General features: G+C 41.6%; 21 protein-coding genes. All 21 read left to right on the plus strand.

The annotated features are described in order from the left end of the window. A partial coding sequence (locus CIK94_RS07600) for a hypothetical protein (RefSeq protein WP_094422373.1) occupies window positions 1–1,159 on the plus strand: 1,159 nt, incomplete at its 5' end. Beyond that, on the plus strand, window positions 1,119–2,267 hold the full coding sequence (locus tag CIK94_RS07605) for a glycosyltransferase family 4 protein (protein ID WP_094422376.1): 1,149 nt from the start codon (window positions 1,119–1,121) through the stop codon (window positions 2,265–2,267). The genes CIK94_RS07600 and CIK94_RS07605, both read left to right, overlap by 41 nt. After that, the gene (locus CIK94_RS07610; RefSeq protein ID WP_094422378.1) at window positions 2,264–2,845 is read left to right on the plus strand and encodes a serine acetyltransferase; all 582 of its coding nucleotides are present in this window, start codon (window positions 2,264–2,266) and stop codon (window positions 2,843–2,845) included. The genes CIK94_RS07605 and CIK94_RS07610 overlap by 4 nt, the downstream gene beginning before the upstream one ends. Before the next feature lie 4 nt (window positions 2,846–2,849). Beyond that, window positions 2,850–3,911 carry a glycosyltransferase gene (locus CIK94_RS07615; protein WP_094422380.1) on the plus strand — a complete coding sequence of 354 codons (1,062 nt, stop codon included), beginning with the start codon at window positions 2,850–2,852 and terminating at the stop codon, window positions 3,909–3,911. 2 nt (window positions 3,912–3,913) lie between these two features. After that, a complete protein-coding gene (gene galE, locus CIK94_RS07620) occupies window positions 3,914–4,930 on the plus strand; it encodes a UDP-glucose 4-epimerase GalE (protein ID WP_094422382.1) in 1,017 nt (338 codons plus the stop codon). 269 nt (window positions 4,931–5,199) lie between these two features. Further along, window positions 5,200–7,416, plus strand: a complete 2,217-nt coding sequence (locus CIK94_RS07630; RefSeq protein WP_094422387.1) for a hypothetical protein — start codon at window positions 5,200–5,202, stop codon at window positions 7,414–7,416. A 225-nt stretch (window positions 7,417–7,641) separates the two neighbouring features. Continuing rightward, complete coding sequence (locus tag CIK94_RS14870) at window positions 7,642–7,770, plus strand: hypothetical protein (RefSeq protein ID WP_256388337.1); 129 nt, start codon at window positions 7,642–7,644, stop codon at window positions 7,768–7,770. 45 nt (window positions 7,771–7,815) lie between these two features. Beyond that, window positions 7,816–9,066 carry a PHD finger domain-containing protein gene (locus CIK94_RS07635; RefSeq protein ID WP_216821933.1) on the plus strand — a complete coding sequence of 417 codons (1,251 nt, stop codon included), beginning with the start codon at window positions 7,816–7,818 and terminating at the stop codon, window positions 9,064–9,066. Then, window positions 9,057–10,049, plus strand: coding sequence for a hypothetical protein (locus tag CIK94_RS07640; protein ID WP_094422391.1), 993 nt, complete (start codon window positions 9,057–9,059; stop codon window positions 10,047–10,049). Before CIK94_RS07635 ends, CIK94_RS07640 begins: the two co-directional genes overlap by 10 nt. A gap of 4 nt (window positions 10,050–10,053) precedes the next feature. Further along, window positions 10,054–10,449 carry a WbuC family cupin fold metalloprotein gene (locus tag CIK94_RS07645; protein WP_094422393.1) on the plus strand — a complete coding sequence of 132 codons (396 nt, stop codon included), beginning with the start codon at window positions 10,054–10,056 and terminating at the stop codon, window positions 10,447–10,449. Then, a complete protein-coding gene (locus tag CIK94_RS07650; RefSeq protein WP_094422396.1) occupies window positions 10,446–11,582 on the plus strand; it encodes a nucleotidyltransferase family protein in 1,137 nt (378 codons plus the stop codon). Before CIK94_RS07645 ends, CIK94_RS07650 begins: the two co-directional genes overlap by 4 nt. A 6-nt stretch (window positions 11,583–11,588) precedes the next feature. Further along, entirely contained in the window at window positions 11,589–12,731 is a 1,143-nt protein-coding gene (locus tag CIK94_RS07655; RefSeq protein ID WP_094422398.1) for a glycosyltransferase family 4 protein, read from the plus strand. Window position 12,732: 1 nt separating this feature from the next. Next, entirely contained in the window at window positions 12,733–13,359 is a 627-nt protein-coding gene (locus CIK94_RS07660) for a sugar transferase (RefSeq protein ID WP_094422400.1), read from the plus strand. 29 nt (window positions 13,360–13,388) lie between these two features. Next, window positions 13,389–14,396 carry an NAD(P)-dependent oxidoreductase gene (locus tag CIK94_RS07665; RefSeq protein ID WP_094422402.1) on the plus strand — a complete coding sequence of 336 codons (1,008 nt, stop codon included), beginning with the start codon at window positions 13,389–13,391 and terminating at the stop codon, window positions 14,394–14,396. A 4-nt stretch (window positions 14,397–14,400) separates the two neighbouring features. After that, window positions 14,401–15,636 (plus strand): hypothetical protein, encoded by a 1,236-nt coding sequence (locus CIK94_RS07670; RefSeq protein WP_094422404.1) that lies wholly within the window; start codon window positions 14,401–14,403, stop codon window positions 15,634–15,636. Window positions 15,637–15,747: 111 nt separating this feature from the next. Beyond that, window positions 15,748–16,755, plus strand: a complete 1,008-nt coding sequence (locus CIK94_RS07675) for an ATP-grasp domain-containing protein (RefSeq protein WP_094422406.1) — start codon at window positions 15,748–15,750, stop codon at window positions 16,753–16,755. A gap of 24 nt (window positions 16,756–16,779) precedes the next feature. After that, a complete protein-coding gene (locus tag CIK94_RS07680; protein ID WP_094422408.1) occupies window positions 16,780–17,784 on the plus strand; it encodes a hypothetical protein in 1,005 nt (334 codons plus the stop codon). A 119-nt stretch (window positions 17,785–17,903) separates the two neighbouring features. Beyond that, entirely contained in the window at window positions 17,904–18,917 is a 1,014-nt protein-coding gene (locus tag CIK94_RS07685; RefSeq protein WP_256388338.1) for a nucleotidyltransferase family protein, read from the plus strand. Next, complete coding sequence (locus CIK94_RS07690) at window positions 18,854–21,163, plus strand: AAA family ATPase (RefSeq protein WP_094422410.1); 2,310 nt, start codon at window positions 18,854–18,856, stop codon at window positions 21,161–21,163. Before CIK94_RS07685 ends, CIK94_RS07690 begins: the two co-directional genes overlap by 64 nt. A gap of 5 nt (window positions 21,164–21,168) precedes the next feature. Further along, window positions 21,169–22,287: a hypothetical protein gene (locus CIK94_RS07695; RefSeq protein ID WP_144008341.1), complete on the plus strand. Its 1,119-nt coding sequence runs from the start codon at window positions 21,169–21,171 to the stop codon at window positions 22,285–22,287. Window positions 22,288–22,357: 70 nt separating this feature from the next. Then, on the plus strand, window positions 22,358–23,641 hold the full coding sequence (locus CIK94_RS07700) for a DegT/DnrJ/EryC1/StrS aminotransferase family protein (RefSeq protein ID WP_094422414.1): 1,284 nt from the start codon (window positions 22,358–22,360) through the stop codon (window positions 23,639–23,641). The last annotated feature ends 84 nt before the right edge of the window (window positions 23,642–23,725 follow it).

The raw sequence follows: 23,725 nt of genomic DNA on the forward strand, positions 1-23,725 counted from the left end.
ATATGAACTTTCAAATGGAATTTCGTTAAATTGGATTATAGTGTTCTTAATGCTGATAGCTAATTTTATAGCCAATACTTACACTTATAGCTTTCAACTAAGACGTAACGAACTCAAATGGTTTGTAACTATTACAATAATTGGTTTTATATCGGCTGTCTATAATAGCATTAGTACTAGCTTTTATGACATTACATTGTTTGTAAATAACTATATTGCGATAATGGTGTTCTTTTTTGCTTATATAATATTTACAGCAAATTGTAATTTCAAGGTTCTTGTTTATGGATTATATGTCGTAGGAATAGCAGCAGCTTCGATATGTTTATATCAACGCTTTATGCTAATATTCACCGGGACTTATATTCAAGACTTCTTTATTCCAGGTTTGGTCGTCAATCGAGACCTAGACACATTCGATTTTAGTCGTGCTAGCGCATTTTTTACAGAACCGGCTCACCTATCAATATATTTGCTCCCAATCTTTTATATTTCATTAAAGAGATATAACTTTACTCTATCCGTGTTGTTTGCACTTGGAATCCTTTTTTCGGGTTCTACAACAGGATTGATTCTTACAGCTATACTACTTATCGCCTTTATGGTAACAAGAGGTGTTGCAAAATGGAAATTGATCCTATTAGCAATTTTATTTGCTATTGGATATTATTTTGTTAACCAATTTTTTTCTGAAGTGCTGCTCTCCAATATTGAGAAATTAAATAATACTGATATGCAAGAGAATAGATTTTTAGGTCCCTTGGCGTATTTAGGATTTTTTGATTTGTTCCAATGGATTACAGGTATCGGTCTAAACCAATTGGGCGAACTTCTCAACTATCATGGGGTTCATTTGTATACAGACTGGGGCAAAGAGGTAAATGCTGCTTATGCTAATGCTGTGATTTATATGCTTATTAGCTATGGCCTGTGGGGGTTGCTGTATTTTATACGATATTTATTTAGAACGATAAAGACATATAAATCAGACATAGGTTTTATTATTATTGCATTAGGCGTTCTTCTGTCTGATCAAGTTCTGTTTAATAGAAATTTGCTCTATGTGCTAATGTTTCTTATTTTTTCGAACAATATAATAAATCTTAATAAGCGCGAAAATGATGAAAATACTCTATATAACCGCTCCACCGCTGTTTGATTTGGAGATTTCCTTAATAAGAGAACTGTCGGCATATGTCGAGCTGGATGTTATTGAAATAGTAAATCCATCCAATTGGCGTTCCTCGGCCTTTTCTATAAACTATATAGGGAAATCTGCTCAATTTGTTAATGCAGATAACTTTGATGACATGCGGCAGTATAAGGATATGATAGACTTAAAGAGGTGGAATCTCGCAATTTGTCCATCAGGAAATATTTCAAATATTATTAAGTTATCGCATCTCATCAAGTCTTTTATGCGAAATGGCAACTATGATATTGTCCACAATACAACGTACTCAAAAGAACTTCTTCCACTCTTACCCAAATTACGGTGTTATCCTCATAGGATTATGACAATTCATGATCCAATTCCGCATGATAAGCCTTCAATCCTGGAAAAGATGCGCTTAAACGTGTATCAGAGAGTCTTTGATAATAAACTGCTATTAAGTGATGCTTTGCTTGATGATTATGTAAAATATACAGGCATATCAAAAGAAAAAATCTTTTTCTCAAGATTAAGTACATACGACTTCCTTACCAAATATCAGCCCATTGAGAATAAGTATGGTAAGTATATTTTGTTCTTTGGACGGATTACTAGATATAAAGGAGTAGAACTCTTGATAGAAGCATATAAAGCAAGTAACTTGCTTGATAATGGAGTAAAATTAGTCATTGCAGGTAAAGGGATATTAGAGTGCGAACAGCCCTTAGAGGAAGAAGGTGTAATAATGCTGAATCGATATATTGAAAATTCAGAATTAGCCTCTTTGATATATCACTCGACATATGTTGTCTTGCCATATCGCTCTGCAACCCAAAGTGGTTGCGTTATGTCTGCTTTTGCCTTTAATAAACCCATCTTGGTAACAAGAGTTGGCGATCTCCCCAAGGAGGTTGAAGATGGAATAACCGGATTGGTAGTAGAGGCAAATGACGTCAATGCTCTAAAGACAGGAATAGAGACACTTCTAAACGAAGATTTGCTATTTGGTATAGAGACTAATATTAGGAAAAAATATAGTGATGACAGCCCTTATTCATGGAAGTCTGCTGCAAAGCAGATTGTAAATGCGTACAAAACGATTATTGAGAAATGATACATTTTAATTCTTTCCGCGAATGCAAGGACTATATATGGTCTGATGCATACAGATACAATGGAAATTATAGTTGGGTTTCCTTTTTGAAATTGTATATCATAACTATTGGTTTTAGATATACAGTTTGGATGCGCTTATGTACGTATTTTATGACACGCAAATGGGCATTGCCTTTTTACGCATGGTCTATATTTAGAGTAAAGCATCTTTCATATAAGTCCGGTATCCAGATTTCTTGGAAAACTCAAATAGGAAAAGGTTTCTATATTGGCCATTTCGGTACTATCGTAGTCTCACCTAATGCCGTATTAGGAGAGAATGTAAATATTTCCCAAGGGTGTTGTGTGGGTGCAGCGAATCGTGGTAAACGTAAAGGTGCTGCCACTATTGGAAATTGCGTTTACCTCGGCCCAGGATGCAAGGTTGTAGGTGCAGTTACTATCGGAAATGACGTTTGCGTAGGTGCAAATGCCGTCGTTACAAACGACATACCAGACGAAGCCTGTGTAGGTGGTATTCCTGCAAAGGTTTTATCAATGGATGGTGTGGAATTTTATATTGAAAAAACAGTATAGAGTTATGAAAATACTACATGTAATAACAACGCTTTCAACTGGAGGCGCCGAGCACTTGATGGTAGATTTGCTACCGCGGTTGAGAGATTTAGGTAATGAGGTGGAGATTGCTGTGTTCAGCTGTAAGAAGACTGCATTCTACAATCAGCTTGAGGCGGCCGGTATCAAGATCCACGGCTTCTCGGAAACAGAGGGCGTGTATAGTTATAAGCACATAGCCAGACTCAAGAAGTTGATGAAGGAATTTAATGTGGTACATACACACAATACTGCTTGTCAGATGTTCGCTGCTCTTGTGAAAACAAAGCGTAATATCCTTGTTACCACAGAGCATTCCACATCAACACGCAGAAGAAACTATCGAATCTTCTGGTATATCGATAGGTGGATGTACAAGCAGTATGACAAGATTATCTGCATTGCAGAACCGTCAGAAAAGAGTCTTCGTAACTATATAGGTGAAAATTTCCCAATCACAACTGTCCTGAATGGTATTGATGTGAGCCGTTTTGTGAATGCAAAAGCAATAGATCTCGGCTTCCCTGGTTGTAAGATTATCACGATGGTTGCTGGTTTCAGATATGAGAAAGACCAACCTACGGTTATTCGTTCCTTGAAGCATCTTCCAGAAAGCTATCATTTGGCATTGGTGGGCGATGGAGAAAAACGTCCGGAGTTGGAGGCTCTAATTGCAGAATTGGGATTGAAGGAACGGGTACACCTTTTGGGCTTGCGCAATGATGTGCCGAATATCCTGAAATCATCTGATGTGATTGTGATGTCCAGCCATCGAGAAGGTTTGTCGCTATCGAATGTTGAAGGTATGTCATCCGGCAATCCTTTTGTAGCAAGCGATGTAGAAGGACTTCGCGAGGTGACGAAGGGATATGGCGTTCTCTTCCCTCATGGTGATGATAAGGCGCTCGCTGATGTCATTTTGAAACTAACAACAGACGAAGAATATCGAGCTGAGGTCGTAAGAAAATGTCAGGAACGTGCTATGCAGTACGATATTAGCACCATGGCAGAGAATTATAATAAGGTGTATAAAGAACTTTCAAAATAACTATGAACATCCTTCTTACCGGAGGTGCTGGCTATATTGGTAGCCACACCATCATTGAACTTGACAAAGCTGGCCACTCAGTGGTCGTAGTAGATAACTTCGTGAACTCTCAGCCAGAGGCACTTCGTAGAGTTGCCAAGATTATTGGCAAGGAAGTTCCTTTCGTGGAAGCAGACGTGCGTGATCGTGAGGCTATGGACAAGGTCTTCACCGACCACAAGATTGATGCAGTCATCAACTTTGCTGGTCTCAAAGCAGTTGGCGAATCGGTAGCAAAGCCTCTGGAGTATTACGAGAACAACATGAATGGCGTATTCGTGCTGGTTGATGTAATGCGCAAGCACAACTGTAAGAACATCATCTTCTCTTCTTCTGCAACTGTCTATGGTGATCCTGCAATCATTCCTATTACAGAGGATTGTCCCAAGGGTCAATGCACTAACCCTTACGGTTGGACAAAGTCTATGCTGGAACAGGTGCTGATGGACGTGCAGAAGGCAGATTCCGAATGGAACGTTGTTCTTCTTCGCTATTTCAATCCTATTGGCGCACACGAAAACGGTCTGATTGGTGAAAATCCGAATGGCATTCCTAACAACCTCATGCCTTATATCACTCAAACTGCAATCGGTATGCGTAAGGAGCTGGGTGTGTTCGGTAATGATTATGACACACATGATGGCACAGGTGTACGCGACTACATCCATGTGGTTGACCTTGCTTGCGGTCATGTATGCGCATTGAAGGCTATTCAGGAGAACAAGGGTCTTGCCATCTATAATCTGGGTACTGGCCATGGATATAGCGTTCTTGATGTGGTCAAGGCATTCGAGAAAGTGAACGGCATGAAGGTGCCATACGTTATCAAGGACAGACGCCCTGGCGATATTGCTACCTGCTACTGCAATCCTGCTAAGGCAAAGGCAGAACTGGGATGGGAAGCTAAGTTCGGCATCGAAGAGATGTGTCGCGACAGCTGGAACTTCCAGAAGAACAACCCTAATGGGTATGAGGGGTAAGATGGATGGCGAGCAAGAACGATCAAAACTTCATAACCTTCTGTGATGAGCTCAGAGCGTACGTTGAGGAGCATCATCTTTTTCCTGACAAGCATACCCGACTATCGCACAAAGTCAAGTACACTCGTAAGAAGATTAATGAGGGTACACTTGAAGAGTGGAAGCGTGTGATGTTTGAGGAGATTGCGAATGCAAGGGATTTGAGCATACATACTGGTGGACGGAGAAAGCAAGAATAAGATAAAATTAACAGTTAACGTTAACACTATATGAAGGAGAAGACAAAGGAAAAGTTACAGTTGTGCCTGCAAGAGGTTTCGTGGATCAAGGAGCTTCTTGCAGAAAAACAAACTGATAGTATAACTGCTCGAATGCTTTGTATATATGCATCTATCCGCTTGGACGATGTCTATCATTGTATGCCAGATTACCCTAACCACCATCCCAACAAGGCATACACTGATCCTATAAAAGAAGAATACGAGAAGAGATGGCAGGATGCCAGAAATAAGTTGGGTGGTCATTTCCAATCGATCGAAGTTAGTGAAGAAACCGAAAACAGGAATCTTGGCGATATAGTCGAGAGAAATCTTATCTTTCAGACAATCACATTTGATAAACTGAAAGAGATGTTGGATGATGCGACTATATTTTATCAGATAGCGACTCATACAGAGGATGTTGAACCAGATATAGTCTCTTTATCTGTTATAGATAAACAGACTCTTATAGATGTATGCCAGTTCCTAAACAATAGTGATAGGGTTTTGTTGAGTACGAGCGCTCTCCATTTGTCTCAGAAAAATGCAGTTGGTGTTTTCTTCTGTTCACCAGCACAACAAAAGGTTCAAAAACTTTTAACGATAGAAACCTTTGTCGATCTTGCACATACACTTTATAATAAGGTATATACAGATACCAATATCCAACTCATGTTAAAGCGCATGCTTATTTGTTGGATTATGAACTATCATGATAACTTGTTCAATCCGGCTTCGTCAGATACTGCTCAACAATATGATAAGGGTCTTGATGAGTTGTTGTATGAAATGTTCAAGGCAGAAAAAGACGATGCTACGCGAAACCAGATTAAGAAGTATTTTGATAAACTTAAAAGCTTACCTATATATTCTGCAACTATTGTCGCTGCAAAAGACATACGAAATACAGCTTGTGCTCATTTAGATTCTACTCTTAACCTTTCGGATATTAATACTAGGCTTTCAGGCTTTGATGTCAGTAAACTTTACAGGCTATATGACTGTATGTATAAGACATTGCGAAATGTCTTGGATTCACACTTCTTACTACAGCACCTTGCCATTAAAGGACAAACGTTCTACGATATGTGGGTTGAGGATAAAGGGGTGTTGAATTTCTATAATGATGAAACGAATCAGGTTAGTTCCAATTATTTTACCAATACAATAACATTAGAAGAAGCAATCAAGGTCATCAAAGAGCATGGGATGGTATCCTTTGATCTTGCAATGGAAAAAGTCCGCAATACACTTTTCAAAGCAAAAGGTTGTCAGTATCAGCTTCTCAAAAAGCTCATTCTATCACGGTTCTGTGCTGATGATCTTTCTTACGACGAATTGACCACGTATGCTGACATATTCTATAGCATAAGGCATGGCTATCCAGAAAAGAATTGTTTGTTCTTTATTAAGTTGTGGAGAGTTTTGTGGCGAAAGGATAAGCGATCTCATCGTTTCATTTTGTACTCAATAGCTGGTAGCGCTGTATTTGATGTCAAAGGCGAAATGAAGAAACTTATCGAAGAGCTAGCAATAAGTAAATATGAACCCCATGTGCTCTATGGAGCGGTGATAAATGCCAAAGCCTGTATTAATAGTCAGACCAGCATTTATGCATATCAACAGAATCCAATAGTTGATGCACGGATTATAGATTATTGTAATAAGGTTGGTGATTTGAAGCTTCGTCTCGCAACAGAAATAGCATTGTCAAGCAGATGGTTCTGTGGCAATGACATACATTTTGGAAACTGGGTGAACTATAATGAATTCTTTGAAAGTCAGCTGTTAATGGTTCTTGCGTCTTATATGAAAAGTGCTTCTTTAGATGTTGAGAACGCGGATATTTTGAACACGTTAGTTTGTGAGCATAAGTATTCGGAACTATTATGGTATATTCTTAGGATTGAAAAACAAATAACAGGAACTTCCGGCGTCTTCGCTTCTCTCATCGAGGATTGCATCTACAGTGGAAATAGAAGTTACTATTCCGAGACTGCATATTGGGCCTTGTGTATGGAAGAACTCGGTCATATCGAGATAACTCATAATTGGTTAAAGAAATTACACGAAGACAATCTTGACAAAGGCTTGACCATGACTTTCTGTCGCTTTCTTCAAAGACATGCCGAATACCAGGACGAGCTATCACAATTAAGAGCATCTTTATTAGATTTGTATTCGTTTACACAAGACGAAATAGATTGGATGGAGCAGGATAAATAAGAATAAACCCTCTCATTTCTTGATAAGATGTTGAGGGTCGAGGGTATTTCTATTTTAGAAATGTTGGTTTTGGCGGCTATTACTGTTTTGCCTGAAGGAAACGTGAATCTTGTAGTGGCTAAATCTGTGTGCTCCCATATCAAAAACAATCAGTATTCTAGGAGATGCTCTACCCATTGGCGACCGATGGCGAAAGGTGAAGTTCTTCTAATACGTACAACCACCATGGAAGCAGCCGAGCAAGTCCGCACCCACATCCTCAACAACTGGCAAGACTTCACCACCATCTACAAAGGCACCGCTGCCCAATACACCACCCTCGCAAGAGTAAAGCAGCTCTTCGGCAAGTGTTAACGTTAAGTGTTAAATCTATACAAACGATATATGGTACAAGGAATAATGATACAATGTGATGTTTGCGATGAACATTTTCATGTCAAATATCAAATGGATGAGACAGTCAGATTATACCCTTGGAATCTTGATTTCCAATGTCCAGAGTGTGGTGATAGAATACACCTTACTTTTGGTGCTCAGGGTGTCAATCGCAAATATACTCAGGAAGAATTAGATGAAGAAGCGTATTTGATCGGGTATTCTTCGTGCTTACCGATTACCAAAGAAATGTATCTGAATAAAACGGATCGTGGTGGTCGCATAGCCTTTTTCTCTCCTTTTTTCAATTTGTCGAGATTATACCCAGAATCCGATTTTAGGTGCATCCAAGGGCAAAGGGCTGTGGTTGAGCACATTCTGTCAAATGTGTTTAAGTACCGTAAGTCTCTGACGGAACTCTTACCCCTTTTGAATAAAACCAACATGAAACCTGAGGCTTATGCAAGAAAAGTAATGCAGGTGTTCAATTTGAAGGGGCAGCAAAGAGGTATCCAGTCATATAAAGACTGTGTAGGTCAATATAGTGGCATGGTGGACGTCTGCTACAGAAATCTGGTTCCTCCAACATTCAAAAGTGAACCGTATGGTCATTTATTCATTGGACTATTAGCTTATGCAAAGGGCGCACCTATAGAGGAAATCTCGTTACTTAAACAAGAACTGGACAAGTTTGGGAACATCAAAGACTGGATGACAAAAAGGGCTTTCAAGCACATAGCCCAAATGGTTGGAAAAGTTGAGAAGTACTTTCCTGCCATGTTCTATGGTGTAACTGGAGAATATGAGATTCCTCATCAAAAACAATTGTATCTTATGACAATCAGTCACGAGGAGGTTAATAATGATTATCGTAACGGCTTTGAAGTATTAGAGAAAATACTACCTGCTTTTGTTGGAATGTCTAATAAATTGTTTCGATGTGACTCAAATAAATTTGGCGAGGAACTCTCTTACACGCTTTCCGATTTTGTCGATAGAACTGTTGGCGCAAGAATAGGTTTGATTTTCAAAGATGGAGTCTATTCTCAGTATTTCAATGGTTCTCTTGACAATAAGATTAGGAATAGTGAAACTCATGATGATTGGGAGTTTGATTCGGAAACTCAAACGTGTCGTTATGAGGATCAAGATAATAGGGGAGTGAAGATTGAATTACCACTCATGGATGTAGCATTCATGACTTACATTCAATTGCTTCACATTATGGAAATCACTATAATATTTAACACAATGCTTCAAAGAATATGGAAGTAAAGGTATTATCAGTAGAAGAAAAACAGGAGCTTGCGTTTACAAGAAAACGAGTTCTTTATAACAATAAGTGGGCTGCTAATCCATGGAAAGAAGAAGCTCAGCGCATATTTGAAACAAGACTTTCTGAGATTGGCAAGAATCAAATATTTGAAGGTGTACGATTACATGTGGATAATGCGACTGAGGTACTCTTTAGAGATGCTCAGTTGAATAAGCTACATTCAATTATTACAGATATATATGATTCATTGCCATATCATCCCGACTCTGCATTTGATCAGGCTTGGAGTGCATTAGAGCTGTCAATGAAACTGTATAATGTACGTTTGTGGGAAGGCAGGAAAGGGAATACTGATACTATAATCAATGATATATTTACACAGGAACTTCCTGCGCTTTTGAAAGACTATCCGGATTTAAAAACATCTCTTTTTGAATTCGTTAATGTGATGCCTTTGAGTGTTACCAGATTTGCATACGCACGATGGTTCCACCATAGAGGATTAGAGGTTCAATCGCACTATGGTGAAATTCAGCGTAGGACAAAGGAAATCATAGGTGAGGAGATGTATAATCGATTCGCAGAAAAATATGCTCCCGAAGATGATGCAAAGCATCAATTCGAATCCGCTCAAGAGATTAGGGATATATTGAGGGGTAAAGAACTTGTGTTTGCTGATAAAACGTTTGATCCTTTTGATGAATGGACACGATTACGAATTGTAGTAAGTTGTTTGCTTTACACAGCTCGCAATGAGCGTTTCCACGGTGATAACTTCTCACACTTCAAAAGCGATAGAGCCTCGCTGAAAACATATCACCATTTCTACTATCTGCTTATGGTAACATACTCGTTGTTGTGGGTTCTCTTACTGCGTCTTTGCCTTAGAACTGGTATTACGACTTTTGTAACTCCAGAACAAGTCAAGACAAGTATTGATAAGAATATAGAGCTTATTACAACGGTATTTAAGCAGGATTAAGAAAATGAAACTCGATAAACAACTATTTGACTTGGTGGCAAAGTTGGCTGCGGAGTCACCTCGGTTGCGTATGAATTATGATCTGCGTGACAGCGAGGAGGAGGATGGGCAGAGGATGCTTAACGTGCTTTTGCCCGGTACGAAGTCGGCTATTCACCGGCATACGGATACGAGCGAGGTGGTTGTCTGCATCTATGGTAGTGCCATTGAACGATTCTATGACGATGAGGGCAAAGAGACAGAGATGGTGGTGATGACGGCTGGCAGCAAATGTCCAGGTGTGGTGGTTGAGCAAGGGCGTTATCACTCGCTGGAAGCAACGAATGAAACGGGTGTCATCTTTGAGGCCAAAGCACATAAGTATCACCCTATTAAAACTGAAGATGTACTGGATAAATGATAATAGAACTATTGTTTTTTGAACTGATTCGTATTGCGTTAGACAATGCGAACAGCTTAATACATAAACCATCGGACAATGAGTGGAAGCAACTCTACAACATGGCTAAGAAGCAAAGCCTTGTGGGAATCTGCTTTGCTGCAGTCCAGAGGCTTCCAGAGGATGAACGCCCTCCAGAAATGCTCTATCTCACTTGGATGGGGATGGCGGCAAAGATTCTGCAACGTAACGAAACCCTAAACAGGCAATGCGTTGAACTGCAGAGGATGTTGGCCACTGATGGCTTTAATTCATGCGTTTTGAAGGGACAGGCTGTTGCTTCGCTTTATTGTTCTATAGCAGGGCTTCGTCAATCGGGCGATATTGATATGTGGATGGTGGCGGAACCTGAGAAGGTTATTGATTGGGCGCGTGCTACTGGAAGGATGTATTACTATGACTATCATCATGCGGATCTCTCGTTGTATCAAGATACCGAAATTGAGCTGCATTATCGTCCTTCGTTGAGTAGGAATCTTGTGAGGAATGCGAGACTACAGAAGTGGTTTCGTGAAGAAGGATCAAGACACATTGTCTATCGTGAAGAACTTGGTTTCGCTGTTCCCGATTTCATCTTCAATGTGGTGCTGACGATGAATCATAACTTCTGGCATTTGCTGTATGAAGGGGTGGGAATGAGGCAACTCTTAGACCTTTATTTCATCTTAAGGTCTAAGAACGCTAATACTTCGGCAAGCTCAGCACAGGCTGATGACGATAACCTTCATTGTGAAACTCTGAAACTCCTGAAACATTTGAAACTCTTGCGCTTTGCGAGCGCGAGCATGTGGATAATGAAGGAGGTATTTGGGTTGGAGGATGAATATCTGCTGTGTGAGCCGGATGAGGATGCTGGAAGGTTCTTGATGAATGAGATTATGCAAGCTGGCAACTTCGGTAAGCATGACGAGAGGTTGAAGGAGGGCAGATACAAGACTTCACGTGTCGGCTTGATGTGGGCATGGATGAAGCACAACCTGCGATTGATAAAATACTATCCTGCCGATGTGCTTTGGACTCCGATTGGAATCCTCAGGATCTCCCTCTGGAGACGTTGGCATTATAGAAACGAAAATGAACTGAAAAATATTTAACGCAATATGGAAAGAAACAAAAAGAAAATTATTAGGGCATGTACGGTATCTATCTCAATAGGATTCTTTAAAGAGATAATGAACAGAATGCGCAATGAAGGTTTTGAAATGGTGGCTTTAACGTCACCAGGTAAAGAACTCGATACCCTAAAAGATGAGGGATACCATTGCGTGGAGGTTCCAATGGAGAGGCGTATATCCCTGGTAAAGGATATGAAATCATTGTGGAACATGATTAAGGTGTTACGTAAAGAAAAACCTTATATCATTCATTCAATGACGCCAAAAGCTGGCTTGCTTTGCATGACTGCCGGATGGCTTATAGGCGTACCTGTTCGTATCCACACTTTTACAGGTCTTGTTTGGCCAACTTCTACAGGCATATCACGAAAGATCCTTATGTTGACAGATAAAATTCTTTGCGCTTGCGCAACACACATTATACCCGAGGGGCAGGGGGTTTTGAATGATTTGAAGAATGGAGGCATCACCAAGAAGCCAATGAAAGTTTTAGGCTATGGAAACGTGAGGGGGGTGGATATGGTTAAATTCAACCCGAACCGATTTGTTGATGTAAAAAAAGACAATAGTAAATTTACATTTATATTTGTTGGACGTATAGTTGGTGACAAAGGAATCAATGAGTTAGTAGAGGCATTCACGCAATTGCATGATAAGTACAAGAACGCAAAACTTGTTCTTGTTGGTGACTTTGAGGAAAATCTTGATCCCGTGAAGACGGTAACGATGGATAGAATCAAAGCAAATCCAGATATAGTAGCTTGTGGCGCTAAGTATGGTGATGAACTACTAATTGAATATATGAAATCAGACTGTCACATATTGCCTTCATATCGTGAAGGATTCCCAAATACTCCAATGGAAGCCGGTGCTTTGGGGTTACCTAATATCGTGACGGATATCAATGGAGCAAGAGAGATTGTGGTTGATGGTGAGAATGGACTTATTGTTCCGCCTCGAACTGTGCAGCCGCTTTATGATGCCATGGAGCGAATGGTGACCGATACAGCAATGCGCGAGAAGATGCAGAAGAATGCACGACCAATGATTGAATTGAGATTCGAGAAAAGTTTCGTGCAAGATTGTTTGATTAATTATTATAAGGAAATTCTAAAAGATAACAACTAGTATGTATAAGCATTTTTTTAAGCGATTGATTGATTTTACAATCGCATTGGTTGCACTTTTGTGCATCGGTTGGTTCTTGATTATTATTGCAATCTGGTTACACTTCGCAAATAAGGGTGCTGGTGCGTTTTTCTTCCAAGAGCGTCCGGGTAAAGGTGAGAAGGTCTTTAAGATTGTCAAGTTTAAAACAATGACAGACGAACGAGACACTGATGGCAAACTCCTTCCAGATGAGGTTAGGTTGACAAAGGTTGGTAAATTTGTTCGCTCGACAAGTATTGATGAATTGCCTCAACTTTGGAATGTATTAGTTGGCGACATGGCTCTGATAGGTCCTCGTCCGCTTTTGGTACGTTACCTGCCCTGGTACACAGAAGAAGAACGTCATAGACATGATGTGCGACCTGGCATTAGTGGCTATGCTCAGAGTCACGGTAGAAATACAGTGACATGGGACGAGAAACTGGCTATGGATGTATGGTATGTAAATAATGTGTCATTAAAGACTGATCTCAGTATCATCTTCAAGACTATTAAATCTGTTCTATTGAGAGAATCGGTTGAGGTAGCCGGTGTGGAAGCACTCGATGTATGCAGAATGAAAGAAGGTAAAACAATTAACAAATAAAGACTATTAACAATAAAAATATAGAAACAATGAAAAAAGCAATTGTTTTTGGCGCAACAGGCCAGCTTGGATGTTACAGTGCATTGGCACTGAAGGATAATGGTTACGATGTAGTAGCCGTAGGTAGAAGAACCTCTGATGGCGGCTTTTTCGCATCGAAGGGTATGACCTTCGTTGGCGGTTTTGACATTTCAAAGAAGGAAGCGTTCGAATTGTTGCCTAATCAAAAATATGATGTAGTGGTGAACATGGCTGGTACTATGCCTGCTCATGCCGACAGAAATATGATGCCTTACGTTCAGAGTATCGTTGTAGGCATTGTAAATCTGTGTAACTGGATGAAACAGAATGGTACTAAGCGCATTGTGTTCAACACAACTCCAAGTGATGTTGCAGAGCATTGGGGAGGTACGGAACCTATTGATGATGATGCTACACGTTCATTCCCTAAGAATGGCAACGATCATGCAGTATATGCAATATGCAAGCGTGCTGCATGTGACATTCTAGAGCACTGCCAAATAGCAGACGGTTTCGAGCCTTGTATTTTCCGCCACTTTATGGTTTACGGCTGGCATCCAGATGCATGGTATTATCTGGATGGCGAAAAGAGAATGCTACCTTGGCGTTATATGATTCGTCGTTGTATCAACGGTCAGGGTATTGATGTGTATGGTGATTCTTCTCGCTTGAAGGAACTTCTTTATATCAAGGATTTTGCTGCCGCTGTAGTTCGTGCTGCCGAAACGAATATCTGTGGCATTTTCAACCTTCCTGGTTATAAGCCTTATTCGTTGGACGAGATGGTAGATGGCATCATGGCCGCTTTTGCACGCAAGGATGCTGTGAAGACACATCGTCCCGATATGCCAGATACTCCTCAGATTTTGCTCTCAGGAAAGAAGAGCGCAGAGGTGCTCGGATGGAAGCCTCAGTGGACTTGGGAGGCTGCATGTGAAGATATGAAGGCGGAATGCCAGAGTAATCCTATAGAATTGATGTGGGGTGCCATTGAAGAGGAAGACCGAATCAAGTAAATCGATGGAACAAATTAATCACAAGGTACTGAAGGAACTAGATGAGAAGTTTGGTGCGCCATTCTACATCATGGATCCTGAGAAGTACAGAAGCAATATCAACGGATTCCTGAATGCCTTCAAGAAGAGATATGAGAAGGTGGAGGCAGGATATTCGTTCAAGACCAACTATGTGCCTGCCCTCTGCAAGATAGCCATGCAGGAGGGTGTGATGGCCGAGGTGGTAAGCGAGATGGAGTATGAACTGGCAAGAAAGATTGGTTTTGAGAAGGTGATCTTCAACGGACCTATCAAGCGTCCGGCTATCTTCAGAAAAGCGCTGGAGCATGGAGCCATCATCAATCTGGACAGCGAGTATGAGGTGGACATGATCTGCCAGTACAAGCAGGAGCACCCAGAGAAGGAACTGAAGGTGGGCATGCGCATCAACATCAACCTGACGGACGAGAACGGCAACAGCACGATACAATGCGGACTGAGATTCGGACGATTCGGTTTCCCAACGGAGCTCATCGGACGAAACATAGAGCGATTGCGTGAGGCTGGTGTGAAGATCATCTCGCTGCATGGTCACACTTCGACATCAGACAGAGCCGTGCTGAACTACAAGATTATCACTCAGCACATGTTGGCAACGTGCGAGAAATATGAGCTGAACGACTTGGAGTATTTCGACATCGGTGGCGGTTACTTTGGTGCTGCTCCTGAGGGTATGGACTTGACAGGAAGGCCGAAGTATGAAGACTATGCCAACTGTGTGCTGGATGAAGCCATGGCGAACGAGTGGTTCATGAAGCAGCAACCAACGATAGTGATAGAACCAGGTTCATCGGTTGTGTCGAATGTGTTCACCTACTACACTAAGGTGTATCAGAACAAACGAGTGGGCAAGGTGAATTTCGTGATGGTGGACGGAACGGTGTTTGACGTGAAGCCTACGATGCACGCGAATAACTTGCCGCACAAGGTGCATAGAGCCGTGGAGTCGGACGAAACTTACGTTTGCGATGTAGTAGGTTCGACCTGCATGGAGAAGGACGTGATGCTGAAGGAGGTGACGATGCCACGAATGGAGGCTGGTGACTTCATTCAGTTTAATGGTGTTGGTGCTTACACCATCTGTCTGACTCCGACCTTCATCAACTTCTTGGAGCCAATACTTATGCCTGAGAATGGCGAATGGGTAGAGGCAAGAAGAAGGCAGACGGTGGAGGATATTGTGGGAGTCTATCGACTCTGACGATAACGTTGACGTTAACGATAACGATCCTTCGACTCCGCTACTTCGACTTAGCTCAGCACAAGTCAGGAACCGAGGGTAATTTATGAACGATAAAAATTTTAGATAACAATGAACATCCTATTTACATGTGCAGGACGCAGAACGTACCTGCTGAAGTATTTCAAAGAGAATATGGCCGAGGGCGACAAGGTGGTGGCAACGGATATGCAGCTGAGTGCTCCGGCTCTGCAGGCTGCTGACGTGAAGCTGCAGGTGCCTGCAGTGTATGACCCTGAGTATGTGAACATCACGCTGAAGATTTGCGAGGAGCAGAAGATTGACGCGTTGATTTCGCTGAACGACCTGGAGTTGCCTATCTTGGCTGAGAACAAGGCGAAGTTTGAGGCGTTGGGTGTGAAGGTGATTGTGAGTGACCCACAGGTGATTGACATTGCCTTCGACAAGTATAAGACGGCTCAGTGGGTGGAGTCGCTGGGACTGGTGGCTCCGAAGACCTACGTGCGTCTGGCTGACGTGAAGGAGGCTTTGGCAAAGGGCGAGATTGAGTTCCCGCTGTTCATGAAGCCTCGTTGGGGTTCGGGCAGTATCGGCCTTGAGAGTATCGCCGACATGGAGGAGCTGGACATCTACTACAACCTGCTGATGAAGAAGATCAAGAAGACGATTCTGGCTACTGCAAGCGTGGGTGATGAGTACATCATGATTCAGGAGAAGCTGACTGGCAATGAGTTCGGTCTGGACATCATGAACGACCTCAATGGGAAGAACATTGGTGTAAGCGTGAAGCAGAAACTAGCCATGCGTGCTGGTGAGACAGACAAGGCTGTCACTGTTGACTTGCCGGAGGTGCGTGAGATGGGACGCAAGATTGGTGAGGCTCTTGGGCATATCGGCAATCTGGATGTGGACATCATGCAGCGTGCCGATGGTGCTTATTGCGTGCTTGAACTAAACCCTCGTTTCGGAGGTGGTTTCCCATTCAGCTATGAGGCTGGCGTGAACTTCCCTAAGGCTCTGATTCAGATGATAAAGGGTGAGAGTTTTGACCCTCAGATGCTCGCTCCTGAATACGGCAGAATGTTCTCGAAAAACGATTATCTGATGGAGATAAAGTAAAGACATAAATTTACTTCTTATCTTATGGATGCACAATTCATATCAGAGATAGATAGTTTTAGGAAGATGTCCAACTCATGGGACACTTTCAAGAAATCTGTCAAGACAGATGCTGATAAACAGGCTCTATACGCGGGGTATCTGACGTTTTTGGATGCTGTAATCGATGGAGTAAAGAATAGGCTTAATAGCAAAAAATACAATAAAGATACCGTTGTTCAGAATATTATCAAAGATAATTTTAAAAATAAGGCTGAGTATAAAGAGTTTCTAAGAATGAACCTTTACTGCATTCAGGATTATTGTGAAGGACAAAAGGGTGTCGTTAAGGTTGAATATATTGACAGATATGAACATATCATTTACACTCTGCTTGCAGAAATTGAGTGGTATTTTTGCAGATATGATGAGTTGATAAATGAAACCAACTATTTATCGGGGTTTGGATCAAGGAACAATCTTCATGTTTCCGAACTATATATTCTTTGCAAGAACATTCAATACATTGAAACTGTTCCAAAGATTCAGGACCTTTATTTTAGAGATATACGTCCTACCTCGATATTTCTTGTTAGGCAAATTCTCGAAGAGTCAGGAAAGAGTCTTATCGGATATTCCAAAATTCTGGATAAGAAAAACGTGCCAATCAAGAAATTCTCTCAAGTTGCCTGGGATTTTCTGAAGAGCAAAAGCAGTTCCAGTTGGAGGCTGCAAAGTCCTTTTCAACTTGCAACTATATACGGCATTAACTGTTGGGCTAATCAATTTATTCACACTACTATCTTTGCTCCAATTTTTGTACAGTCATATATTATTCAATACATTGCGCCCATAATAAATCCTGATAAAACAAAAGTTGTTGGGGATAAAGGGGCGTTAAGGAGCGATTTTGCTCAATATCTCTCTAATCTACATAAATCAGATTTGACCATATTATGGGATGATGGTGAAAAGACAATGGTTGAGTATAAAAAAACTTGTTTACTTAAGCGTTTGATAAATTGGTTGAAAGCAATATGGATAAACTGAAAAGACGTTGATACGCTTACAATTAAAATCAATATATCGTGGACGCAATTAGATTGTTATCGCTTGAACAAGAAACAATACTATCACTCATCAGTACTGTTGTAAGTGGTGCACACGACGTGCGGTTGAAGGCGGAAATCTGTTGGGCAAAGGTAATGGAAGAAGCGGCAAGGCAGGGGGTGCAGGGTATTTGTTTTGATGCTCTGGAGCTATTGCCTGCGGAACAACGGCCTGACAAGGCGATGCTGTTGGGATGGCTTGGGCAGGTGGTGTGCTTGGAACGGCTCTATAAGGGTCACAGGAAGTCGATAGATGCTCTTTCCTTCTTCTATCAGCAGAACGGTATCAAGATGATGCTGCTGAAGGGATATGGAATGAGCCTGTATTGGCCTAAGCCAAACCATAGGCCTGTTGGTGATATGGATGTTTATCTCGGAAGCTGCTGGCAGGAGGCTGACAGGCTCGTTAGCGAGAGGTTGGGCATCAGGATTGATGATGGCCATGAGCATCATACTTGTTTTACTTTTCAAGGCGTGAGCGTGGAGAACCACTATGATTTCGTGAATACCAAGGTGAATGATAGTTCGAGAGAGCTGGAGGCTTTGTTCAAGAGGCTTGCTACTTTCGACAAACCATTGACAATGGAGAAAAGCGAGATATTCCTTCCTTCGCCATCATTGAATGCCATTTTCCTGATTCGTCATCTGGGGCAGCATTTTGCGGGAGCAGAGGCGACACTGAGGCAGTTGCTCGACTGGGGCTTCTTCATGCAGCACGAACATGAGAATGTGGATTGGGAGCTTGTGGTCTCGACACTGAAAAAGGTGGGTATATACAGGTTCTTCCAGCAAATCAATGCTATCTGTGTGGATTATTTGGGATTTGCGGAATCGTCGTTTCCTCAGATAGAAAGGGAGGCAGACTTGGAACGACGTATCATTGAGGATATTCTATCACCAGAGTTTGGCAAAGAGAAGCCGAAAGGAAATACCATTCAAGTGATATGCTTCAAGACAAGGAGGTTCTTTGCGAACAGATGGAAGCGTGAGCTTGTGTATCGCGAAGGGATATGGAGCCAGCTGTGGTATGGCAGCATTGCGCATCTTCAAAGGTTCAAAACGATAAAGGATTGAATATTAAGCAGTCTATAATTAGTATGTTCAAAATTCTATATATCCATACACTTCCCCATCCATCTTTTACGGCAGATGAGACGGAAGAACCCAGACGGAAAGAGGCAAGATACCAAAGCATTATGCGTATCTTGAAGGATAGACAAGAATACAGATTTCTTGACAATACATTATCTTCCACTTTCTATAATGCCCAAACGCCCTTAGTCTCTGTATCTGCCATTGTCGGAGAAAATGGTCAGGGAAAGAGCTCCCTGATTGAACTGATGTTGCGGCTGATAAATAATATGGCCTACGCTCTGCGACCCGCATACGCACAAGCCAACAGAAGTCATCCGAGGTTTATTCGTGGTGTATATGCGGAATTTTCATTTGAACTGAACGGCAATGTCTATATCATCCGTAATGAGGATTTGAACATATGTTGCCGTGTCAATGATGAGAAGATATGGCAATATGACTATACTCAAAGAAACGATGAGAGTCATGGATTAACTAACATAAAGACAGCTTTACCCGCAACCGAGCAGGATGTTCATCGGTGGTTGTCGGACTTGTTCTACACTATTGTGGTAAACTATTCTTCATACAGCTACAACACGAACGACTATTTTCCAGAGCATATTGAGGACGAAGAATTAGATAAGGATGAGACAAGGGATAGTGTGACAGAAGAGGAACGCTGCTGGCTCTGTGGAATTTTTCATAAAAATGATGGATATCAGATGCCTATTGTCCTCAATCCTTTCAGGGCTAATGGTCAAATAGATTACAACAATGAGATTGATTTGTTGCAGACTCGAATCTATTTGTTGGCCATTTCAAACAATAGTCCTTTGGCTTCTATCTATAAGGATAAAAAGCCAAAATCCTTTGTGTTTGACATCTTGACGGATTTTTCTCCGACAGGGACCCACCTCTTTACCTCTATAAAGACAAGGTTGGAGATGTATTATCTGCATTACATAAGTGATTGGAGACATGCTGACGAGCATGCAATGGATATATTGGGAAAACGTATTGTTGAAGTATGGAGCAAATGTGTCGGCCTCAATTTGAACAAATGCTGCAAAAGCAAGGACGAGGGAAGCATTAGGAGAACCCTTAACTATATTGTATATAAAACGATTAAGATTTCCCTGACCTATGCAAAGTACAAAAGGTATCAGGAAGATGTGAAGAATGTTGAGGAAGAACTGAATGGGGAAAGCGGCATTGAAGCATATATCAAACAACTGTATCTGGACAACACCCACATTACGCTAAAAATAAAGCGAGCTATTGCCTGGTTGATATTTGCCCACTATAGTACTACAATGACGAAAGACAAGCAGGGCGAGAGATGGGTGACAGACTCAGAAATACCTATTTTCTTGTTCGCAAAACGTGTAGAGGATAGATTAAAGAACAAATCCAGGTATATAAATGGAGCAAATAAGAATGTGATGGCAAAGCGTTATCCGGATTTGCCTTTGCATGAATGGACAGTAGAGGAACTCCTTCCAGCTCCCAGTTTTCGCTCAGACCTTCGTTTCAGTTTGCTTGACGAGAAAGGGGATAATACGGGGAAAGTAGTGTCAATGCGCTCGTTCAGCTCAGGAGAAAAGCACATTGCAGGTTCTTTGTTTACCGCTCTGTATCATATATATAATCTTTATACACTTTGGGGAGAATCAGAAAACAAAAAACAGGGTATAAAGTACCGCTTCATTAACCTTGTGTTTGATGAGATAGAACTTTATTTTCACCCTAAATATCAGACCGCATTCCTAAAGAAACTATTGGATGGCATAAATGCCATGAACGTTGGCGACAAAATCAAAGGAATAAACATAATTATTTCCACGCATTCGCCATTTGTGTTGAGTGACATACCCAATCAGAATATCCTGTGTCTGGAATCGGGAGTGCCAAAACCTTGGAGCTCATCTTGCAACACTTTTTGTGCCAATGTGTATGACATACTGAACAGTGGCTTTTTCATGGAGAAGTTTGTGGGGGATTTCGCTGAAAGCAAATACCATGAGCTGATGGACAAGATTGGAAGGTGCGGCGGCAAGGTGCAAACCCATACAGAATTGACAGGTATAGAGACTGAGATAAGCCTTATAGGTGATGAATATCTCAGGGATTGTCTGAGGGAAGCCTTATATGCTAAAGCAGGTGAAAACATCCGCTTGCTTGAAGAAAAAAATAGATTGGAGGAACGTCTTGCAGCCATAGACAAGCAATTAAATCTGAGCTGACACAAATGATACCGATAGAATATTCAGGAGATATGTCTGCATACGACAAGTTTTGCAGAAACTTCAAGAAACGTTTGTCTCTTATATTGCAAAGAGGATATATTGGAAATCGAAGCAATATTACTGTAAAAGAAGCAAAGCAATACAGTGCAAAATTACAAGGGTATATTGCGGTTCTTTATACCAATAGCGTCGGAGACAAGAAAGGCAGATGGCTACAACTGGACGATTCTGATATTGTTCTTGCTCCAGCAGAAATGTTAGACAAAGAATCTATGGATAGCCTGAACATCATATATGACCATTTAGATGAAATAGTGAATGCGGATGATGCGGGAATGCTAAAGATTATTGCACATGCAAAGCGAATATACAAGCCCCTGACGAATAAGGATAAAGTATATGAGAACATCTGTAAGGTTGTAATCGGGCAGGGATATGAGCATAGAGACTTCCCACGCAGTGAATTAATCAAAGCGACAAAGACCAAAGTGTGCCCTTATTGCAACCGTGTCTTCGTTGAATGCATAGAAGGACAACAAAGAGAAGTAAAAGGCCAACTGGATCATTTCTATCCAAAAGAGAAATATCCATATTTGGCTATATCAAAATACAATCTGGTTCCGTCTTGCTCGTATTGCAATGGAGTCAGTGGAAAGCATAATAAAGATTCACGCATTGAGGGCTTACAAAATCCTTTTTTTATAAGGGATGTGAATTCGATGGTTTTCAAGGCAGATATACTACAACGTGGCTTTTTGAATTTGAAATCAATGGAGTCAGCCATAGATGTCGGGATAGATGTAAGTCTCAATATGGGGATGGCAAATAATGTAAGGGTTTTCAATCTGAAAGAACTGTATAATTCGCATAAGGATTATGTGGCGGAAGTTTATTTCAAGTATATGAAGATGAAATCCCCTGCCTATAAAACTTTTGTCAAACGTATGTCGCAGACATCTGGGAACAGCAAATCTCCTCTAATAAAACAGGTGTCGATTGAAGATTGGGAAAGGCTTGTTTTGGGAGTATATAATGAACCCGAAGAATTTTCAAAAAGGCCATTATCAAAGTTTGTTCACGACATCTTTGAAGGCTTGGTTAATGAACGGAAATCTATATGAGTTCAAAATAGCTGATTGGAAATATCCTTTGCTAGAAAATACAAGAGTATAATCATAACACATAATAAATATGGCTGAAGAAAGAAAAACTATCTACCTCTGTCTGGCACATATGTCAGAGGAAGGTTTTGAACAAAAGTATGTAAAAGAAGCATTTGACACGAACTGGGTCGTACCGATGGGGCCGAATGTGAATGCGTTTGAGGACGAACTTGGGAAGTTTGTCAATAATCATGTCAGTGGAGGCAAACTTGACCGCAAAGTGGTCTGCCTTTCGGCTGGTACTGCAGCGGTACATCTGGCATTGTTGGCTTGTGGTGTCGGACAAGGTGACGAGGTGATTGTGCAGAGTTTCACGTTCTGTGCTTCGTCCCATCCTATCACATACCTTGGGGCTACACCAATATTCGTGGATTCTGAATCTGAGACATGGAACATGGATCCAGAGCTTCTGGAGAAGGCTATCATCGACCGCAAGGAGAAGACAGGCAAATATCCGAAGGCGATTGTGCCCGTGGCTCTGTATGGTATGCCTTATCAGATTGACAGGATAATGGCGATTGCCGACAAGTACGGCATTCCTGTGGTGGAGGATGCTGCCGAGGGTATGGGCTCGCGATTCAACGGGCAGGTGCTGGGTACGTTCGGAAAGTTTGGCGTGCTTAGCTTTAATGGCAATAAGATGATTACGACATCTGGTGGTGGGGCGCTTATCTGCAACAATGCCGAGGATGCGAACACTATAATGTGGTATGCAACCCAGGCGCGTGACGCTTACCCTTACTATGAGCATACAGCCATCGGCTATAACTACCGCATGAGCAATGTGTGCGCTGGTATTGGTCGTGGACAGATGACGGTGCTGAATGACCACATTGCTCATCATAAGCATGTGCAGGAGCTTTACAAGAATTTGCTCAAAGATGTGAAGGGCATTACATTGCACGAACAGCCTGCTGACCCTCGATATGATTCCAACTTCTGGCTTTGTGCTGCCACGATTGACCCTGAGGTAAGAATCAAGGGACAGGAGAATGCCTATAAGGAGGTGATAAAGACGGCTGTGGGTGGTGCTGCGGGTGTCATCAAAGCGGTGGATAGTGCCACTACGGATTGTCAGCCGAATGAAAATGTAGAGGCACTACGTGTGTTCATGTTGCAGAAGAAGGTGGAGTGCCGTCCGGTATGGAAGCCTATGCACAAGCAACCTGTGTATAAGGATGCTCCTGCCTACGTGAATGGCGTATCAGAATCCATCTTCAAGGTCGGCTTCTGTCTGCCTGCGGGTCCGTATGTGACGGACGATGACGTGCGCTATATCGTGGAGTGTATCAAGGAGGCTATCGTTGGCTAAGGTGTGTATTATAATAAGGTGGGCGGCGATGCTTTCGTCGCCCTTTTGGGGAATAATGAAAAAGTTAGTTTGGGCCATCTTCGC

It is taken from the genome of Prevotella sp. P4-51 (genome assembly GCF_002251455.1).
Classification (GTDB): Bacteria; Bacteroidota; Bacteroidia; order Bacteroidales; family Bacteroidaceae; genus Prevotella.